We start from the raw sequence: 18,257 nt of genomic DNA, 5'->3' as shown, positions 1-18,257 counted from the left end.
GCTGTCAGGTTCTGAATCGCCGCCCGTTGTCTGATTCTTCGGCATATGCATTGCGGCAGCGGCCAAAATCGTTGACTCGTTGAGGTCTCGCCGTATAATCCTCGCCATCCCCGTGCGCCCTTAGCTCAGCTGGATAGAGCACCGGCCTTCTAAGCCGTAGGTCACAGGTTCGAATCCTGTAGGGCGTGCCATTACATTTCAATGAGTTATCACTCTCCTCCTGCTTTTAAATTTTCCACATGGGACAGATTTGGGACGCGACTGCCAAAAATCGCATCAATATGCCTCGCATGTTCCGTAAGATGACTGGGTGCCAGGTGAGCATACCTGCGTACCATTTCGATGCTTTCCCATCCCCCTATTTCCTGCAGCGCAGTCAAGGGAACACCAGACTGGATTAGCCAGCTTGCCCAGGTATGCTTCAGGTCGTGAAAACGAAAGTCTTCTATGCCCGCGCGCTTTAGACCGATATTCCATGCCGTGTTATCATCGCTACGCATTTTTCTCCCTGCCGGCGCCAGCGTTCCGTCGCTGCGATGTTTCGCCTTGTCGTGTACAAACACTCAGCGTGAATATCACATCATCATAAAGCAGGTCGGCGCACCCGGCTTTCAGTGCTTCAATACTAAAATCAATGTCGTTATGCGTTAGCGTTGGTCTGGGAAGGTTTTGCGGCTGAAATAAGCGACCGGCCCAGCGGCCTGTACGTGATGCCCCGCAAAACTGTAACGTCCCGCGCAGGCGTCCGTAGCGGCTGACGCCCTTCATCAGGGCTTTGTATTTGCTGGTGCTGGTGGAACTGACCTGTAGGCGAATAGCGAGTAATTCACGAAGTTCAAACGGTAAATCAGGATGGTTACTCAGCGCTGCAAGGTGCAGGCCTGCATATCGGGCAGTTCTATACTAAAGGCTTCTGCTATGTGCTTCAGCATGCCGTCACGCTGTGTTGCCGCCTGCACTTCGTTGTCCGTGAGTTCCCGCGTTCGTTTGGCCAGAACCTTCTGTTCCATCTCAACAGCCGTAACCGCTGCCTCTGCAAGCTGCACATCCATAAATACACCGCGATCATTAATGCGCTGATCACGGTGCCAAAGCGCCAGTTTCTGACCTGAGCAATTCCAGCCAGGGAGCTTTTTGTCGTTCTCTCGCATGGCATCAATATCCAGCCCGGCGTACTCAACGAATCACTGCAATTTGACAGGATGTGTTTTGGCTGTAGCGCGGCGGATAGTGCTGTTTTTGGGGCGAGGCTTACAGAATAGCTGGATCAGTTGCTTACCAACCTTATCGTGCGAAACACTGGGAATGTCGCGCAGGTCACCTGGCTAACCCGGCAGACCGGGGGGCAGCGCCCTGACCATTTTATCCCGCCAGCGCTCCACACCACCGACAGCGACACCCGGCATGGCGTGCTTTAACACCGTGCGGTCGAAATGGCTATTGCAGGCATAAATCAGCACATCAGGATTTTTGAGCGCAAGTCAGAGTTCAATAGGGTTTTTTACATTAGCGGTAACGTTCCATACCTGTACCGGCGCAGTATCGATAGCCCAGGCAAACAGCATTATTTCAACATTTTCGGCGTAAGCATGGGTTCCGTTTTTTATGGGCACTTCGCCGAAAGCCTCGAGATCAAGCCATAATATCTTGGACATAAAGTTGCCTTATGTAATAGGGTTAACCTGAAATGAATAGACGTTATGTGGGAAGGAGTCCCTATGCTTAAAAGAGGTGGTTTGCGATTATTAACTTCGGGCGAAATTCGTCTGGCAACTGAGCTATACTGTCACAACATCCAGTACAATCGGGTATGGGTTCATCATGGTAGCTATCTGCCATTTGGTTTGCAGGAAAATAATACAGCGATGACCCCGAACGGTGAGATATGGTTTGAAACCAACGTTTATCGTGATGATTATTCTATGGCTTCGGTTGATTATCAGCATCTTTTTATGCATGAAATGATGCACGTCTGGCAATACCAGCGTGGTATGAACGTCAGAATACGTGGTTTGGTTTCATGGGCTGCGAATTACAAGTATAGCCTTGATAAGAAAAAATTATCTGATTATTCGATGGAGCAGCAGGCTTCAATAGCGTCCGATTACTGGTTGCTAATGAAGCCTGGCTTCGTAAAGAACAAAAGAATGATCAATTATAAAGACTATGATTCGTCTCAACCCGTGAAAGATTTGGTTGCTAAATACCAAGGGATTTTAAAAGGGTTTCCTTAATGATAAAAAATTTTTGTTATGCCTTTCCCTTTTCCTGCTGGCGGGCTGCGCTGGCGACAGACTTGCGTTTCATAAGAAGGGTAGCGCAACCATAAATGAAAATCAGATTTGTATAGCATCGGCTTCAGGCGATATTTTGGAATATTATTCTTTAAGTTCGTCAGAAAATAGCTATAAGGTGCCTATTTTAACGGAAGGTAATATCGCGAAAAAAAATCCTGATACCTGCATACCTTTGATTCTTAAAAACAGTACGAACTATGAGTTGATTTATGTATTAGGCGGTGAAAAGTATCGGTTCGAGTTTATAACTGATGCCCATAAAAAAGTAACAAAAACCTATAGCAAGTAATAAAAAACAACCGGCTTTTTGACGGGTGGAGGAATGTCAATCAGGCTTGCGCATCGTAGGCAGTTGCTTCGGCCACACCGGCTTTAACACTCTCAACGACTGAGTTAAAGACGTTGAGAGTACGCGCTTCAGGTTAATGAGCTTGAAGGTGAAGGCCAGCTTAACTTTGCGCAGGCGGTAGCGCAACGGGCCTGCACCTCATATGATTTACCGCTGTGGAACAGTGCCAGCCCCAGCGTGATAACTTCTGGTACTTCAATGGTGCCTTTGTCGTTTTCATCGCTGTAGTTGAACTGAAACTCCCCGGTGGCGAGGCGGATAGCGGAACCAAACACTGCTTTGCAAACCACCGGGAATTTAGTTGCAATTTCCAGCAGTTCCGCACTGGTTGGGGTAACAATGTCGCCAGCGCGGTCCTCCAGAAATTCAGTGAAAGCCTTCTGTCCCATAGCGGTTTCATCATGTTCTTCCCAAATCTTCCAGGGTTTGGACTTTACGCACTGATAAACTGCGGAGTGGCTATAGCGTCCGATGCTGGTTAGTGAAAGTGATGCCCCGTTCACTATCGCGGTAGTGGCATCCAGCAAGGCATTTTGCCGCTATTTGTGGAATGGCATAAAAGAATCGCGGAAAAACTTCTGGCATACTTGATAGACAGGCATAGGGGTAATCTCATTGAATTGCTAGCACAATCAGTAGATCACAAAACCCTATGCCTGTCTTTTTTCACCCGCACATTTCTGGGGATTCCTCAGACGTAAGTGGGGTGAAGTACTTCTTTATTTTTAACTTACCCTGGTGAGGCTAATTATAGTTAACGTCATTGTTATTATTTTCTTTAGGGCGGAAGAGGGCTTTTAGGCGTTTAAATTTTCTTGAAGAGGATGTTTCGCGCATATTTTTAGCGTCCAGGGGAAACGGAACGCGGGCGCGCGTTATTTCTCTTTTTATGTTTATTATTGCACAGGAAATGGTTAGGTATCTTAATGTTCGGCCTCTTGTTTTAAGCGGCAGAAAAGTGATCTTTGTCAATTTAAATGCAGACAGATGCGCTGTGCCTCAAAATAAATATAAATTTTACGAATATTTTCCCGATAAAGCAGATATCCAGCAGGGCTTTTTGCCACTGAAAAACTGCCAAACAGGGGCTGCATCCATGAAAGTTATGAATATTTTTCCCAACCTGAAGATAGGCGGCAAATTAACGCTGGGTTTCGCGTTAGTGATCTTTGCTTCTGTCATCATTGCGCTGCTTGCGTTCCGCTGTTTTTTTAGCATTCAGGAAAACTCGGCTAAACGTGACATTATCGTTGATATGGCCAATACGCTTAGTGACGCCAGGCTGAATCGGACGCTGTTTCAATATACAAGGGATAAAAAGTATTTTGAGCTTAACGGGACGGCAATGAATAAGCTGACCGTATTGAAAGATAATCTCGAAGAACACGTATGGTCTGCTGAAGGGGATGCGAAAGTCATCCAGCTCGAACAGAATCTGAAAAGGTATCAGGATAAACGAGCGAGCTTTCTTGCCGCGACGAACAGCACCGACAGCGCATTAACTGAACTAACCGCAATCGCTTTTCCTTCATTCGCAGAGCAGCTCTCTTCACGTGCATCTTTTGTACCCCCTGAAACAGCGGCGGCGATTTTTTCACTGAAATCGAAAATTGATTCTCTCTCTTTGAAATTACGAGATTACCTCACAAAGCCAGATGAAGCGTTATTGAATACCCTTATCAGGCAACTCGATGAAATTCAGCCGCTTATGGCAACGGCGGGTACCTCTGATGATGCTTTGCTCAGCGAATTGCTGACAGCCATGCGACAGGAAAGCGCAGCCATGCCCGCTCTGTTGCAAAAATATCTTCAGCAGGCACATTCAGAAAAACTGGCTTCAGACGAGATGACCGGAGCCGCAGTGACGCTGAATAAAACGATGACAGATTTGGCGCTTTATCAGTCAGAAATGGCAGGCAAGTATATTGAGACGGCGCTCTGGCAGATTGGTTTTACCACTATCGCCTGCATCGTGCTTAGCCTTCTGGTTGCATGGCAGATGACCCGTAGCATTACCCGGCCCCTTAAAGAAACCCTCTCTTCCGCGCAGCGTATTGCGGAAGGCGATTTGACGTCGGAAATAGCCAGCACGCGCTCTGATGAGCTGGGTCAGCTAATGACCGCTGTCAACGCCATGAACCTGAGCCTTCGAACCATCATTTCGCGCGTTCGTGACGGCGTAAACGGCGTGGCGCGCGCATCCTCGGAAATTGCCGCAGGCAATATCGATTTGTCGTCGCGAACCGAGCAGCAATCCGCAGCCGTCGTTGAAACCGCAGCAAGTATGGAAGAGCTGACTTCGACGGTAAAACAGAATGCTGAAAACGCGCATCATGCCAGCCGGCTGGCCACTGAGGCTTCGCATAATGCCGGGCGGGGTGGGGAAATCATCAGAGACGTCATTACCACGATGGGCGGCATCAGCCAGAGTTCTGGAAAAATCGGCGAGATCATTACCGTGATAAACGGTATCGCCTTTCAGACCAATATCCTTGCGCTCAACGCGGCTGTTGAGGCGGCCCGGGCGGGTGAACAGGGGCGTGGGTTCGCGGTGGTTGCCGGCGAGGTAAGAAATCTGGCACAGCGGAGTTCGCTGGCTGCAAAAGAGATTGAAACGTTAATCCGGGAGTCGCTGGAGCGGGTCAACGGCGGGACTGAGCTGGTTAATCGCGCCGGAGATACGATGCAGGATATCGTCCGATCCGTGTCGCAGGTCAGGGATATCATGGGCGAAATTGCCGCTGCGTCGGATGAGCAGAATCGGGGCATTACCCAGATTGCTCAGGCGATGACGGAAATGGATACCACTACGCAGCAGAACGCGGCGCTGGTGGAGGAGTCTTCAGCGGCGGCCAGCAGCCTTGAAGAGCAGGCGCTTGGGCTGGAAAAAACCGTCTCCGTCTTCCGACTGCCGTCATCGACGCCTGCGATGCATCAGAAAGTAGCGGATAACAGAAACAGCCTTAAGAAGCCGGCATCCGCTACGCCTGCTGAGAATGACTGGGTAACCTTTTGATTTATCAAAGCCCCTCGGGAAGAGGGGCACAAAACGGCAACACCGCCCAGCGAATGCCCGCTATTCACTCAGCAACGCTTAAAAGCTGTTTAACCAAATAGCGTAAATCCTCTTTCGCTTGCTGGAAGCCCGCTGCTGTGGGACTGACGCTCAGAATATCTGCATAGCCATTTACCGCGCCGCCTATCATACGGGCGGTGCGCGCCACATCGACCTGCCGGTAAAGTCCCTGGCCAATGCCCGTTTCAATAAGCCTTTCTAAAAGGCTAAACCACCTGTTCATGTTGTTCATGGCCAAATCGGCATAGGCCGGATCGTGCTGGGCCTGCGTCCAGACCGAATTGTACAGCAGCCAGTCCGCATCCTGGGTTGCCGGCAAACTGGTAATAAAAGCATCAAGCGCGACATCCGGCGCGAAACCGGCGATAGCCTCTTTAAAAGCTTCAAGATCGGCCTGCATAAAACGCTCAACCGCCTCCAGCCTGAGTGAACGCCAGTCGCGGAAATAGTGATAGATATGGCTACGTGAGATACCGACATGCTCGGTAAGCTCCCGGGTCGTCACGTTATCGATACCTTTATCGATAAAAAGCGCTATCGCTCCGTCGAGGATTTTAGCGCGAAGATTTTCAGCTGGCATGGCTACATTATTTCCCTGCATTGACTTTGAGCAAGTGCTCAAATAGACTCGCCCCAGTCTTGAGCAACCGCTCAAGAACATCATAATCAGAAGTTAAACATGCAAATATTCAAAACGCCAGCGCCGCCTGCGCCTGCTCGCAGCGCTCTGCAGACCCTGAAAATGTTGGGACGGCGGCATCGTAAAAAGCTGCTGCTCACTTTTTTGCTGGTCGTTGTCGAGAACGTTATGTATCTGCTCTACCCGTTACTGGCGGGGTTTGCCATCAACGCCATTCTGTCGGGGCGGGCGCTGCACGCTATGCTATACGCGGGCATGGTATTTATCATGTGGGCGATTGGCGCCGCGCGCCGCAGCGTAGATACCCGCACTTTTGCCCGTATATACGCCGAGCTGGCGGTACCGGTGATCCTGACGCAGCGCAGCGAAAATCAGGGCGCATCGACCATTGCGGCGCGCGTGACGCTGTCGCGCGAATTCGTCGATTTTTTCGAGAAGCATCTGCCGGTGTTGATCACCTCCGTCGCGTCGATTACGGGAGCCGCGGTGATGCTGCTGGCTATTGAGTTCTGGACCGGCATCGCCTGTATCGCCATCCTGGTTTTCTTTGGCGGCTTTCTGCCCGGCTTCACGCGTAAAAACGAAGCGCTATTTGTGCGTCTGAATAACCGGCTGGAAAAAGAGGTCGGCTTTGTCAGCACCGCCAGCGCGCCTGCGCTGGCGAAGCATTACGGCGTGCTGGCCGGCTTGCGTATCCGACTTTCCGATCGTGAAGCCATGGGATATCTGGCCATTGGGTGCGTGACTGCGCTGCTGTTCGCCATGACCATTCTCTACATGACGCTAAACGGCGTTCACGATGCTGGTCACATCTATTCGGTGATGACCTATATGTGGATGTTCGCCATGAGTCTGGATGACGGCCCGCAGCTGCTGGAAAAGTACTCCCAGCTCAAAGACATCGGCCGCCGCGTCAACACCGGGCAAATCTGAGCATAACGTAGAAATGACCGCCTCCCGCTTAACCACCGGATATTCCGATGCCGCAATTCTTTATTGAAAGGCCCGTTTTCGCCTGGGTTATCGCCCTGTTTATCGTCCTGGCGGGCGTCATTGCCATTCCGCAGCTGCCGGTGGCGCAGTATCCCCCGGTGGCCCCGCCGGGCGTCAGCATTACGGTGACCTATCCGGGCGCCACGCCAGAAACCATGAATGAATCGGTTATCTCGCTGATTGAAAGAGAGATCTCCGGCGTCGACGACATACTCTACTTCGAGTCTTCAAGCGATACCTCAGGCACCGCCACCATCACGGTGACCTTTAAACCCGGCACGGACATCAGGCTCGCTCAGGTTGATGTGCAGAATAAAATCAAGGTGGCCGAACCCCGCCTGCCGCAAACCGTCCGCCAGAACGGGCTGAACGTGGAGGCGGCCAACTCGGGCTTTCTGATGATTGTCGGGTTGCGCTCGCCCACGGGGCAGTACGGCGAACAGGACCTGAGCGACTATTTTGCGCGCAACGTTTCTGAGGAGCTGCGGCGCGTGCCGGGCGTCGGCAAAGTGCAGCTGTTCGGCGCGGAGAAAGCGATGCGCGTGTGGCTGGATCCGATCAAGCTGTACAACTATAAGCTTTCGGTCAGCGACGTCACGACAGCCCTGAGCCAGCAGAACGCCCAGGTCTCGCCCGGCAGGATCGGCGATGAACCGGCGCAGCCCGGCCAGTCCGTCACCTACCCGCTCACGGTGCGCGGACAGCTCAGTTCGGTGGAAGATTTCCGCAACATTACGCTTAAGGCGCTGAGCAACGGCTCGCGCGTCCGGCTGGCTGACGTGGCGCGCGTGGAGCAGGGGCTGCAAAGCTACGCGTTCGCTATTCGCGAAAACGGACACGCGGCCACGGCCGCAGCGGTTCAGCTCATGCCTGGCGCCAATGCCGTCAGCACCGCAGAAGGCGTGCGTTCACGCCTGAATGAACTCTCAACGGTGCTGCCGCAGGGCATGGCGTTCTCGGTGCCTTTTGATACCGCGCCCTTTGTGAAGCTGTCGATTGAGAAAGTCATACACACCTTTATTGAAGCCATGGTGCTGGTTTTTCTGGTGATGCTGCTGTTTCTGCAGAATCTGCGCTGCACCTTTATTCCGGCGATTGTCGCGCCGGTGGCGCTGCTCGGCACCTTTACCGTGATGCTGGCGAGCGGATTTTCCATTAACGTGCTGACCATGTTCGGCATGGTGCTGGCCATCGGCATCATCGTGGACGATGCGATTGTGGTGGTGGAGAGCGTTGAGCGCCTGATGGCGGAAAAAGGCCTGTCGCCGAAAGAGGCAACGCGTGAGGCGATGCGCGAGATCACGCCGGCGATTATCGGCATTACGCTGGTGCTGACCGCCGTGTTTATCCCGATGGGATTCGCGACCGGCTCGGTCGGGGTTATCTACCGCCAGTTCACGCTCTCGATGGCCGTTTCCATTCTGTTCTCGGCTTTCCTCGCGCTGACCATGACGCCCGCGCTGTGCGCTTCGCTGCTGAAGCCGGTTGCGCAGCGCGGCGAGGAGAGGCGGGGCTTTGCAGGCTGGTTTAACCGCCGCTTCAGCGCCCTGACGGCCCGCTATGAGCAAGGGGTGCACGCCACGTTGCGCCGCAGCGGCCGCGTCATGCTGATTTACGCCGCGCTGTGCGCGGCGGTTTTTGCCGGCTATTCGGCGCTGCCCTCATCGTTTATCCCCGATGAGGATCAGGGCTACTTTATGACGTCGATACAGCTGCCGTCAGACGCCACGCAGGAAAGAACCCGCTACGTGGTCGATCGGCTTGAAAAAGCGATCATGGCAAGGCCGGGCATCGCCAGCAATATCTCTATTTTCGGCTTTGGTTTTTCCGGCTCCGGCCCGAACACCGCACTGGCCTTTACCACGCTGAAGGACTGGGGCGAACGCCAGGGCGCAACCGCGGATGGCGAAGCGGCATTTGTTCAGGCCACAATGAACAACGACGCTGCCGCCACGGTAATGAGCCTGATGCCGCCCGCCATCTCCGATATGGGGACGTCATCAGGTTTTGATCTTTACCTCGAGGATCGCGCCGGTCGCGGCTACGCCGCCTTGTTGCAGGCGGCTAATGCGCTGACGGAAAAGGCCAGCCAGAGCGGCGTGGTGAGGGATGTCTACATTGAGGGGTTGCCCGAGGGCGTCAGCGCCGCGCTTGAGGTGGACAGGGAGAAAGCGCAGGCGATGGGCGTCAGCTTTGACGACATTAACCAGATGCTGTCATCCGCCATCGGCTCAAATTACGTAAATGACTACGTGGATAACGGACGCGTGCAGCAGGTTATCGTGCAGGCGGATTCCGCCTTCCGCATGCAGCTGGCGGATTTACTCAGGCTCTACGTCAGGAATGCTTCGGGCGAGATGGTGCCGCTGTCGGCCTTTGTCACGGCAAAGTGGTCGCAGTCGCCACAGCAGCTCAGCCGTTATCAGGGCTATCCGGCCATTAAAATCGCCGGCAGTCCCGGCGAGGGTTACGCCAGCGGCGCGGCGATGGCTGAGATGAACAGGCTCGCGGCATCATTGCCGACAGGCTATTTCGCCGAGTGGACCGGCGCCTCGCTGCAGGAGCGCAGCACCGCGGCGCAGATGCCTTTGCTGACAGCCTTATCCGTGCTGGTTGTTTTCCTGGTGCTTGCCGCGCTGTATGAGAGCTGGTCAGTGCCGCTTTCCGTCATCCTTGTCGTTCCGCTGGGTATGGCGGGCGCGCTGCTGGCGGTGTTTGTCGCGGGGATGCCGAACGACGTTTTTTTCAAGGTCGGCATGATTACGCTCATCGGACTTTCAACCAAAAACGCCATCCTGATCGTGGAGTTTGCCCGGCAGCTTTATGCGCAGGGCAAACCCCTGGCTGAGGCGGCCAGAGAGGCCGCCCGGTTACGCCTGCGCCCCATTATCATGACGTCGCTGGCCTTTACGCTTGGCGTGGTGCCGCTGATGCTGGCGAGCGGGGCCAGTAAAAGCACCCAGAACGCGATTGGCACAGGCGTTTTTGGCGGGATGATCAGCGGCACGCTGCTGGCCATCTTCTTCGTGCCGGCGTGCTTTGTCATTATCACCTCTGCGGTGCAAAGGCTGAGCGGCGCGCTGAAAAGGTAAAGAAAGCCGCTGGCCTCAGGTTATCCTGAGGCTGACTGCCAGTACAACCGGGTCGCACTGGCAGGGCAGGGTCAGATATGACGATAGGGATCTTTCACCAGCGCGACAGCCAGCGAGCCCAGCAGCAGCACGGCAGAGACCGCCAGCAGCGGCCACATAAATCCGTCAGTTATCTGTTTGATATAGCCGATCAGCGAAGGCCCAAAGAAACCGCCCAGGTTACCAACAGAGACGATCATCGCCAGCCCTCCTGCGGCCGCGCTGCCGGTCAGAAAGCCGGAAGGCAGCGCCCAGAACGAGGCCTGAAAAGAGAGGATGCCGCTGACGGCAAAGCAGAGGGCGATCATTTTCAGCACCGGCTCATCTACCAGCGCACTGGCGGCAAGGGCAACCGCAGCGATAAATAGCGCTCCGCTAATCCAGACAATGCGGTTTTTTGCCCGGTTGGCACGCTGCGCCCACAGCAGCATCGCTATCGCGCCGCACAGATAGGGCACGGCGGTCAGAAAGCCCGTCTGCGTATGGCTGACGCCGAGTTGTTTAATGATCTGAGGCATCCACAGGCCAACCCCAATGGAGCCGACAATGCCGCAAAAGTTGATCAAGGCCAGCAGGTAGAGCAGGGGATTTTTCAGCGCATCCTTCAGGCTCGAGCCGTGGGAGGCGGCGATCTTTTGCTGTTCCGACTCCAGGCGTCGGGTCAGCACGCTTTTTTCCGCATCGCTTAGCCATTTTGCTTTCGCCGGCTTATCGCTCAGGAAGAACAGACAGACAATGCCTAAAACCACCGCCGGCGCGCCCTCAATCAGCAGTAGCCACTGCCAGTTGCGAATGTGCTCGTGATGGGTGATTTGCATCAGCGCACCTGAAACCGGCGCGCCAATGATATTGGCGACAGGTATCCCCACCAGAAAGGCCGCCGTGATTTTTGCGCGCCAGGCGCCGGGAAACCAGTAGGTGAAAAACAGATAGATGCCCGGGGTAAAGCCCGCTTCAGCCACGCCAAGCAGGAAACGCGCAGCGGCAAAGCTCGTCGGGCCGGTTACAAAGGCGGTGAGCATGGAGATCAGCCCCCATGAGATCATAATGCGCGCAATCCAGACGCGCGCGCCCACCTTTTGCATAATCAGATTGCTGGGAATTTCAAACAGGAAGTAGCCAATAAAGAACATACCGGCGCCAAAACCGAACTGTTCGGCGGTAATCCCTAAATCATTGTTCATCCCCAGCGCGGCAAAGCTCACGTTGGTTCTGTCCAGGTAGCTGACGACATAGCAAATAAAAATAAACGGCAACATACGCCTGAAGGCTTTTTTTGCCGCCGTTTCGCTGAGGGTAAAATCGTGCTCGTTGAGGGGACTCCGCACGCCGGGCGCGCCCGGCGATGAAGTCATATTATTCTCTTCAGTCGAGGTAAGCAGGGCCATAGCAATCTCCTGTGCGCGTGGCGCGCACACCTTTTTATCTGGCAGGAACGAGGGACGGGACGGGAACAGGCTTGCCGGGCGTGGCCATTGAGCAGGTCAGTATCGAGCCTGAAACGGATTCGGTGATGTATAACTGGCGCAAATCATCACCGCCGTAGCAAAGATTAGTTGTCGACCGGCCCAGCGGGCTAATGAGGATCTCTACCGGCTCGGCCAGCTCATTTAAATGCCAGACGCGTCCCAGTCCTGGATTGGCAATCAGCAGCTCGCCCTCGGCATTGATCGCCAGCCCGTCAGGCCCGCTGGGGCCCCAGGAGGTAAAGAACTGACCGACTTTACTGACGGAACCGTCCGGCTGTAGCGGACAGCGCCAGATGGCGTTGCCGCGCGTCATGGCGACATACAGGATTTTTTCATCTGGCGATAACACCAGCCCGTTCGGGCTGGGGCAGTTATCAAGCAGCAAATCCAGTTTCCCCTGCGGCGACAGGCGGTAGACGCGACCGGTGGGATCGTGCAGCCCGGTCTGGCCCTGGTCGGTGAAATAGAGATTCCCCTGGCTGTCTGGCGTCAGATCGTTGACGCCGCGAAAGCTTTCGCTGTTGCGTCGAGCCAGCCAGGGCGTCACGCTGCAATCGTTCAGAGAGAGCTTCATTAAACCGTGGCGGTAATCGGTGATAAGCAGCGTATCCGCCGAAATCAGTTTCATGCCGTTCGGCTCACCGTCGTACTGTACGATCAGCTCCCAGTTGCCCTGCATATCCACTTTGAAAATGCGACCGTAAGGGATGTCAGTCAGGTAAAGGCATCCCGATGGATGCCATACCGGCCCCTCCAGAAACGAGTCGACCGGCTGGCCGCCCCGGTTGGCCTGCGCCCAGACATTGCTGGGGTCTGGCTGGCGGAAGGTATCAGGCAGACGCGTAAACAGCGTCGTAGTGCGTATCTCTGGCGGGCTCAGGAACATCATGGCAGCGCACCTTCGCTTTTCAGCGGTTCTGCCAGCGCTTTCAGGACGTTACTGGCCGCTGCCGTGCCCATTTTAACGAACGATTTATCGCTGACGCCGCCAATGTGCGGTGACAGGATAACGTTCCCGACCTCCTGCCAGAGATGGGGAGTCGTTAAGGGTTCAACGGTAAAGCTGTCGAGCGCTGCCCAGCTCAGGGTGCCGTCGTTAAGCGCGCGCAGCAGATCCTCATCGTTAATCAGACCGCCGCGGGCGGTGTTGACCAGTATCGCGCCTTTTTTACACCAGGCCAGCGTGTCGCGGTTGATCATATCGCGCGTTTCGTCGGTCAGCGGGCAGTGCAGGGAGATCACATCCGCGCTTTGCAGCAGCGTCTCCAGCGAGACGGATCGACAGCCTTCAGGAAAGGATTTGGCGAAGGGATCGTAAGCCAGCACCTTCATGCCGAACGCATTGCCGATACGGGCGACCCGTGCGCCGATGGCGCCCAGCCCGACCAGACCCAGCGTTCTGCCTTCCAGCTCCACCGACTTGTGGGTGGACTTATCCCAGTGTCCCTCCCGCATACGGCGATCCAGCGGCATCACCGATTTTGCGCACGCCAGAATCATGGCCCAGGCGTGTTCAGCAACCGCCGCGGCATTGGCCCCTGGGGCTGACTGAACGCTGATGTGCCGTTCCGCCGCCGCTTTTTGATCGATCACGTCGATGCCGCTGCCGTGTTTGGAGATCACCCGCAGGTGCGGGGCCGCATCCATAATGCGTGCCGTGATCTTGCCGTAGCGTACGATGAAGGCAACGGGATCGTGCTGCTCACACAGCCGACATAAGTCATCTTCGTTCGGCTGCCTGCCCGCGTAGACCAGTTCAAAGTTGGTCAGCAGCTCCAGCGCCTCTGGCGCAATATCGCTGCCGGTGATCAGAATAACCGGTTTAGCGTGAGCCATTACAGAGCCTCCCCTTCAGCCAGCATACCGGCATTACGCAGCGCTTTTTCCAGCCAGGGCGCGCGAATATCGCCATCGCGAATGCCCGCAATACGTTTATTCTCGGCATCCAGCTTTTTCTGCGCCAGGTCGAGCAGGGCAGGGACGGCTTCGCGCGGTAGCGCCACCACACCATCGGCATCGCCAATAATCAGGTCGCCCGGCTCTATCGACGCGCCGGCGACCGAAGTCGGGTAATTAACGCGGCCAGCAATAGACTTTGTCGGGCCGCACGGGTTCAGACCCGCCGAAAAGACCGGAAAGCCATTTTCGCGCAGCGCATCCGCATCGCGCACCGCGCCATCGATGATAATGCCGGCAATACCGGAGGCGTGAGCCTGGGTCGACATAATCTCGCCAATCAGCGCGCAGCTGATATCGCCTTTACCATCCACCACGATGACATCGCCAGGCTGAGCGATAGCTAGCGCCGCATGGATCGCAAGGTTGTCACCGGGGCGAACTTCAACGGTGATGGCGGGGCCTGCCACTTTCATTGTGGCGGCAAGCGGCTTAACGCGACCGTGCAGCGTGCCGCGACGGCCCGCGACATCTGCCAGGATAGCGGCCTGAAACTCCGCGGCCTGTTTCACCAGCTCCGGCGAAACGCGAGTGATATCGCGTTTGATGAAGATGTTGTCTGCATTTGACATAGAGTTTTCTCGCTTTGTTTTACTGTGTGCAACATGGTTGTACAATGTAAAACTACTATAGCGATGTTAATTTGTGGCCCGCTACTGTTAAGGTTTTATTTATGGTGTAAATAAGATGTGAATCACAATTTGCTCAGTTAATGGCCGATAGCGCCTGAAGGAGATTTTACGGGGGCAGACGCGGGGTAAATGGCGCGGCACAACGGCCATCTTGCACGGGCTTTTAGTGCGTAGACGGTAATAAATGCGTGAGCGGCGGATAAAAAGAGTGGTCGGAAACGGTGGCGTTGAAGCGAGGGAAAACAGACGCCGCGGCGCAGGCCGCGGCGCGGAAAATCAGGCAGACTGCCACTCGCTTTCCACATCTGCTTTAGATTTAGAGAGGATAACCTTGTTGTCGTCCACCTCTTTCACCCAGTCAAACGGGATAATGTGGTGCTTGCCGCCAGCTTCAGGATCGCTTTTAGCCAGCTTAATTTTATCTTCGCCCTCAAAATGGTCGACGATACCGACGTGTTCACCGTTAACGTCTACAACCTGAGCGTGGTCTAAAATTTCTGATTTGCTTACCATAATGCCTCCATCCTGAGTTAGTGGGGTGAAACGCATCGTTCGATGTGCTTCAAGACTCTCTAAGCCTGGTCGCTACCTGCCGGTTCGGTCAAGTCAGTAACAAAATGAAATATTTACTATGGGCACTATGGCAGAGAAATCCTCTGCTTTTAGGCGCTATAAACCGTTATTTCCGCTGGCCCTGACAGGCGCTAAAAAGAAAGATTCAGTTCTCGTCTACACTTTTGTCTGTTCCTTAACCCCTCCGGCACCAGAGGAGAGCCCGTGAAAAAATCTATAGCAGACGATGAGATGCCCATCCTTATTCCCGACACAAGCTTCAACCAGGTGCTGAGCCCCGAAACGACCAACAGAATAAATACTCAGGCTTTTCTTGCGCGCGGTCACGCTGATTTTGTCCTGCCTGGCTATACGCTGCCGTTTGGCTACCGTCTGGTGAGCTGCCCAGATGAAAAGCAGTACCGTATGGTGACCAGTGAAGCTGTGCCGGAAACGGTATATGCGGTCAGGCTGGATGAGACGCAGGATTTTACCTCACCGGAGCGCGCCTGCATTCAGGTCATGGTATGGCGCACCCGGCAACCCGAACATGAACATGCGGTGCACGGCATCGCCCGCCGCTTTTTCCGCTACTTTCTGCAAACCTACTCGGTCATCGTTACCGACAGCGCACAGACCAATGCCGCTCGCGTTATGTGGGAAGGCATGATTGCCTGGGCGCTGCGCGATTCGGGACACTACGTCTATATCTATAATGCGGCCTGGCAGGACAGAAAGCTGGAGCGCGTGCGCGGATGGGATGAGTTTTGCGAGCACTGGGCCGGTTTTTGCTGGGGCGCAGAGCCGGAAAGTCACCTCAACCGGCGCGTGGTGATCAGCACGGTAGAGCTCGATTAAGCGCCGTTGCCGGAGCGCACTCGGGGGCGCTTTCCGGCAGGGCAGAGCGGGAGGTTGTCGCTGGCTCGCTGGCGCAGCGACAATGTCCGGCCGTTATTTTGCACTCTCCATAAAACCCGGCACGAAGCGATTAACGTCAACCTCCATAAACTGCGAGCGCTGGAAGTTCGACTTAAGGTCATAAGGCACCGTGCAGTCGTAGATCGTTTTGCAGGTGATGCCGTGCGCCCGGATCGAGGGGCTGAACGCCGGATCCTGCGACGGATCGAGCGGATGGCAGCGCACGCCGGGAATAAACACCGTATCCATGTCGGCCTGATAGCGGGTGGTCATCGCCCAGATCACATCGCTCAAATCGAAGATATCGACATCGTCATCCACCAGGAAAACATGTTTAAGCTCTGAAAAGGCGGAGAAGGCGAGTAACGCCGCCTGACGCTGGCGTCCTTCATCCTGCGGGCCGCGCTTGTTGATCTGCAGCACCGCCATATATTTGCCGGTGCCCGGCGACGGGCAGTGCACGTTTTTCACCAGCCCCGGCAGCGCGCGCTCCACCATATCGAGAATGCTGGCCTCGGTCGGAATGCCGGCGAGATTGGTGTGCTCGTCGCTGGGTCCGATGCAGGTCTGCAAAATAGGGTGCTTACGGTGCGTGACCGCCTTCACTTTAATTACCGGCACGGCCGCCTGCGCTTCGCCGGTATAGCCTGGGAACTCCGGCATCGCTTTGCCGGTATGGGTATGCTGATCCTCCTGAACGCGATAGTTGGGGAGCAGCTCGCCTTCGATCACAATTTCCGCGTTGGCGATGGCGCGCGCCTTGACCGCGACCCCTTCAACCAGCTCTACCGCGCGTCCGCGCAGCCCGCCGGCGATGGCCAGCTCATCGAAGCCCAGCGGCGTCGTCGGCGGCTCGAAGCAGGCGCCGATTTCAATTGCCGGATCCACGCCGATACTGATGGTGACAGGCAGCGCGTTGCCAGCCTGTTCCGCTTTGATGCGGAACTGATCGAGATGACGCCCTGGAACGAAATACATCGAGATTTCATCTTTGCCCTGCACGCAGAGACGGTGAATAGTTACATCATGCTCTCCCGTCTCCGGATCGGCGGCGTAGCACATGCCGAGCGTGAAGTAGGGGCCTGCGTCTTCAGGGGTATTGGTCGGCGCCGGCAGCAGCGTACGGATATCGAATCCCTCGTCGGACGCCAGATGCACCACCTCCTGGCAGCGCGCTCGCTCGTTGGGGATCACCACCGGCGCGATGGCGCGATGCACCGATTCGCGCAGCAGGTTAGCCAGATTCTCCTTCGGCACCCCCAGCAGGCGCGCGACGCGCTGGCGCGAAGCCAGCAGGCCGATCAGCACGCGGAAATCCTCATAGCCTTTCACTTTGTTGAAGACCATCGCCGGTCCGGTGCGGGTCGGGCGCATTACCGTGCCGCCTGCGCCGATATAACGGTAAACGCCTGACAGCTCTGCGGCCGGATCCACCGGTTCGCTGGTCTCAATATATTCGCCCTCGTACTGTTTCAGTATGTCGATGGCGGCACGCAGATCGAAGCTTTTTTCCTCTGCGGGACGATGTGCAATGTCTGTCATATTTTTCTCCTGGATCAAAATAAGAGGCAGCCGGTTGTTTAACGGGTCAGGCCCTGCCAGCGGGTCGATTGCGCGGTATCCAGCCCGAACTGATCGAGCACGCGACCGACGATATGGTTTTCAACATCCGCGATGGTCTCGGGATGGTTGTACCAGGCGGGAACAGGGGGAATGATGCTGACGCCCATGCGGGAGAGCGCGAGCATATTTTCCAGATGAATGGTATTCAGCGGCGTTTCCCGCGCGACCAGCACCAGTTTGCGCTGCTCTTTCAGCACGACGTCCGCCGCGCGGCCAATCAACCCTTCAGCATAACCGCTGCGAATACCCGCCAGCGTTTTCATGCTGCAGGGAATGACGATCATTCCGTCGGTGACAAAGGAGCCGGAGGAGAGGGTCGCGGCCTGATCGCCGGCGCTGTGGTAAACGTCCGCCAGCGCTTTAAGGTCGCTAAGCTGCAAACCCGTTTCATGCTCCAGGGTGGTTTTACCCCAGCGGGAGACGATCAGATGCGTCTCTACATGCGGCATCGCCGCCAGTTTGCGCAGCAGGGTCACTGCGAGCGGCGCGCCCGTCGCACCGGTCATGCCGACAATAATTCTCATGCAGCCTCCTGAGTCAGGTGAAAGATGCCCAGCCCGAAGGGCCGGATGGCGGTATGAGAGGAAGATAACGCCGAGACTGATAAGGGTCTAATTGGTA

General features: G+C 55.4%; 15 protein-coding genes, 1 tRNA gene and 3 pseudogenes. 7 read left to right on the top strand and 12 right to left on the bottom strand.

Annotated features, from left to right (window positions below; translation table 11 throughout):
* The first annotated feature begins 114 nt into the window (after positions 1–114).
* Positions 115–191 (top strand) — tRNA-Arg (locus HA46_RS11800).
* Positions 192–209: 18 nt separating this feature from the next.
* On the opposite strand, the pseudogene HA46_RS11795 reads toward HA46_RS11800, so the two are convergent.
* Positions 210–563: pseudogene (locus HA46_RS11795) on the bottom strand (tyrosine-type recombinase/integrase); the annotation flags it as partial.
* Positions 550–1,655, bottom strand: a pseudogene (locus HA46_RS11790) (DNA polymerase I); the annotation flags it as partial. The pseudogenes HA46_RS11795 and HA46_RS11790, both read right to left, overlap by 14 nt.
* Positions 1,656–1,718: 63 nt before the next feature.
* On the opposite strand from HA46_RS11790, the gene HA46_RS11785 reads away from it, so the two are divergent.
* Positions 1,719–2,234 carry a type IV secretion protein Rhs gene (locus tag HA46_RS11785; RefSeq protein ID WP_084884418.1) on the top strand — a complete coding sequence of 172 codons (516 nt, stop codon included), beginning with the start codon at positions 1,719–1,721 and terminating at the stop codon, positions 2,232–2,234.
* A gap of 13 nt (positions 2,235–2,247) precedes the next feature.
* Entirely contained in the window at positions 2,248–2,586 is a 339-nt protein-coding gene (locus HA46_RS20860) for a putative T6SS immunity periplasmic lipoprotein (RefSeq protein ID WP_143807629.1), read from the top strand.
* 128 nt (positions 2,587–2,714) lie between these two features.
* Here HA46_RS20860 and HA46_RS11780 read toward each other — a convergent pair whose 3' ends face one another.
* Positions 2,715–3,062 carry a DUF2303 family protein gene (locus HA46_RS11780; RefSeq protein ID WP_244277521.1) on the bottom strand — a complete coding sequence of 116 codons (348 nt, stop codon included), beginning with the start codon at positions 3,060–3,062 and terminating at the stop codon, positions 2,715–2,717.
* Between the two features lie 45 nt (positions 3,063–3,107).
* A pseudogene (locus tag HA46_RS21325) lies at positions 3,108–3,248 on the bottom strand (IS4 family transposase); the annotation flags it as partial.
* 494 nt (positions 3,249–3,742) lie between these two features.
* Here HA46_RS21325 and HA46_RS11770 point away from each other — a divergent pair.
* Positions 3,743–5,662, top strand: coding sequence for a methyl-accepting chemotaxis protein (locus HA46_RS11770; protein WP_084884432.1), 1,920 nt, complete (start codon positions 3,743–3,745; stop codon positions 5,660–5,662).
* A gap of 64 nt (positions 5,663–5,726) precedes the next feature.
* On the opposite strand, the gene HA46_RS11765 is transcribed toward HA46_RS11770, so the two are convergent.
* Positions 5,727–6,302 carry a TetR/AcrR family transcriptional regulator gene (locus tag HA46_RS11765; protein WP_084884415.1) on the bottom strand — a complete coding sequence of 192 codons (576 nt, stop codon included), beginning with the start codon at positions 6,300–6,302 and terminating at the stop codon, positions 5,727–5,729.
* A 99-nt stretch (positions 6,303–6,401) separates the two neighbouring features.
* Here HA46_RS11765 and HA46_RS11760 point away from each other — a divergent pair, with 99 nt between their 5' ends.
* Positions 6,402–7,295, top strand: coding sequence for an ABC transporter six-transmembrane domain-containing protein (locus HA46_RS11760; RefSeq protein ID WP_033788866.1), 894 nt, complete (start codon positions 6,402–6,404; stop codon positions 7,293–7,295).
* A 47-nt stretch (positions 7,296–7,342) separates the two neighbouring features.
* Entirely contained in the window at positions 7,343–10,447 is a 3,105-nt protein-coding gene (locus HA46_RS11755) for a multidrug efflux RND transporter permease subunit (RefSeq protein WP_084884413.1), read from the top strand.
* 71 nt (positions 10,448–10,518) lie between these two features.
* On the opposite strand, the gene HA46_RS11750 is transcribed toward HA46_RS11755, so the two are convergent.
* The 5 genes from HA46_RS11750 to HA46_RS11730 form a co-directional block, all read right to left on the bottom strand.
* Positions 10,519–11,841 (bottom strand): MFS transporter, encoded by a 1,323-nt coding sequence (locus HA46_RS11750; RefSeq protein WP_143807630.1) that lies wholly within the window; start codon positions 11,839–11,841, stop codon positions 10,519–10,521.
* Positions 11,842–11,908: 67 nt separating this feature from the next.
* Positions 11,909–12,844, bottom strand: coding sequence for an SMP-30/gluconolactonase/LRE family protein (locus HA46_RS11745; protein WP_084884407.1), 936 nt, complete (start codon positions 12,842–12,844; stop codon positions 11,909–11,911).
* Positions 12,841–13,791 carry a hydroxyacid dehydrogenase gene (locus HA46_RS11740; RefSeq protein ID WP_084884405.1) on the bottom strand — a complete coding sequence of 317 codons (951 nt, stop codon included), beginning with the start codon at positions 13,789–13,791 and terminating at the stop codon, positions 12,841–12,843. Before HA46_RS11740 ends, HA46_RS11745 begins: the two co-directional genes overlap by 4 nt.
* The gene (locus HA46_RS11735; protein WP_084884403.1) at positions 13,791–14,483 is read right to left on the bottom strand and encodes an RraA family protein; all 693 of its coding nucleotides are present in this window, start codon (positions 14,481–14,483) and stop codon (positions 13,791–13,793) included. The genes HA46_RS11740 and HA46_RS11735 overlap by 1 nt, the downstream gene beginning before the upstream one ends.
* A gap of 336 nt (positions 14,484–14,819) precedes the next feature.
* A complete protein-coding gene (locus tag HA46_RS11730) occupies positions 14,820–15,056 on the bottom strand; it encodes a DUF2171 domain-containing protein (RefSeq protein ID WP_084884401.1) in 237 nt (78 codons plus the stop codon).
* A 264-nt stretch (positions 15,057–15,320) separates the two neighbouring features.
* Between HA46_RS11730 and HA46_RS11725 the strand changes: the two genes are divergently transcribed.
* Positions 15,321–15,953 (top strand): hypothetical protein, encoded by a 633-nt coding sequence (locus HA46_RS11725; RefSeq protein WP_084884398.1) that lies wholly within the window; start codon positions 15,321–15,323, stop codon positions 15,951–15,953.
* A 93-nt stretch (positions 15,954–16,046) separates the two neighbouring features.
* Here HA46_RS11725 and HA46_RS11720 read toward each other — a convergent pair whose 3' ends face one another.
* Together HA46_RS11720 and HA46_RS11715 are read right to left on the bottom strand one after the other, a co-directional pair.
* Positions 16,047–17,555 carry a UbiD family decarboxylase gene (locus HA46_RS11720; RefSeq protein WP_084884395.1) on the bottom strand — a complete coding sequence of 503 codons (1,509 nt, stop codon included), beginning with the start codon at positions 17,553–17,555 and terminating at the stop codon, positions 16,047–16,049.
* Between the two features lie 38 nt (positions 17,556–17,593).
* Complete coding sequence (locus HA46_RS11715) at positions 17,594–18,160, bottom strand: non-oxidative hydroxyarylic acid decarboxylases subunit B (RefSeq protein WP_033788875.1); 567 nt, start codon at positions 18,158–18,160, stop codon at positions 17,594–17,596.
* Between the last annotated feature and the right edge of the window lie 97 nt (positions 18,161–18,257).

The organism is Pantoea septica (assembly GCF_002095575.1).
GTDB lineage: Bacteria > Pseudomonadota > Gammaproteobacteria > Enterobacterales > Enterobacteriaceae > Pantoea > Pantoea septica.
The sequence above is the reverse complement of the archived record's forward strand: the minus strand, read 5'-3'. Positions and strand labels throughout refer to the sequence as shown.

Coding starts and splice junctions, on each gene's coding strand:
- HA46_RS11740 (WP_084884405.1), bottom strand. CDS start 13,791: ATGGCTCACGCTAAACCGGTTATTCTGATCACCGGCAGCGATATTGCG.
- HA46_RS11745 (WP_084884407.1), bottom strand. CDS start 12,844: ATGATGTTCCTGAGCCCGCCAGAGATACGCACTACGACGCTGTTTACG.
- HA46_RS11735 (WP_084884403.1), bottom strand. CDS start 14,483: ATGTCAAATGCAGACAACATCTTCATCAAACGCGATATCACTCGCGTT.
- HA46_RS11765 (WP_084884415.1), bottom strand. CDS start 6,302: ATGCCAGCTGAAAATCTTCGCGCTAAAATCCTCGACGGAGCGATAGCG.
- HA46_RS11755 (WP_084884413.1), top strand. CDS start 7,343: ATGCCGCAATTCTTTATTGAAAGGCCCGTTTTCGCCTGGGTTATCGCC.
- HA46_RS11750 (WP_143807630.1), bottom strand. CDS start 11,841: ATGACTTCATCGCCGGGCGCGCCCGGCGTGCGGAGTCCCCTCAACGAG.
- HA46_RS11785 (WP_084884418.1), top strand. CDS start 1,719: ATGCTTAAAAGAGGTGGTTTGCGATTATTAACTTCGGGCGAAATTCGT.
- HA46_RS11730 (WP_084884401.1), bottom strand. CDS start 15,056: ATGGTAAGCAAATCAGAAATTTTAGACCACGCTCAGGTTGTAGACGTT.
- HA46_RS11760 (WP_033788866.1), top strand. CDS start 6,402: ATGCAAATATTCAAAACGCCAGCGCCGCCTGCGCCTGCTCGCAGCGCT.
- HA46_RS11720 (WP_084884395.1), bottom strand. CDS start 17,555: ATGACAGACATTGCACATCGTCCCGCAGAGGAAAAAAGCTTCGATCTG.
- HA46_RS11715 (WP_033788875.1), bottom strand. CDS start 18,160: ATGAGAATTATTGTCGGCATGACCGGTGCGACGGGCGCGCCGCTCGCA.
- HA46_RS11770 (WP_084884432.1), top strand. CDS start 3,743: ATGAAAGTTATGAATATTTTTCCCAACCTGAAGATAGGCGGCAAATTA.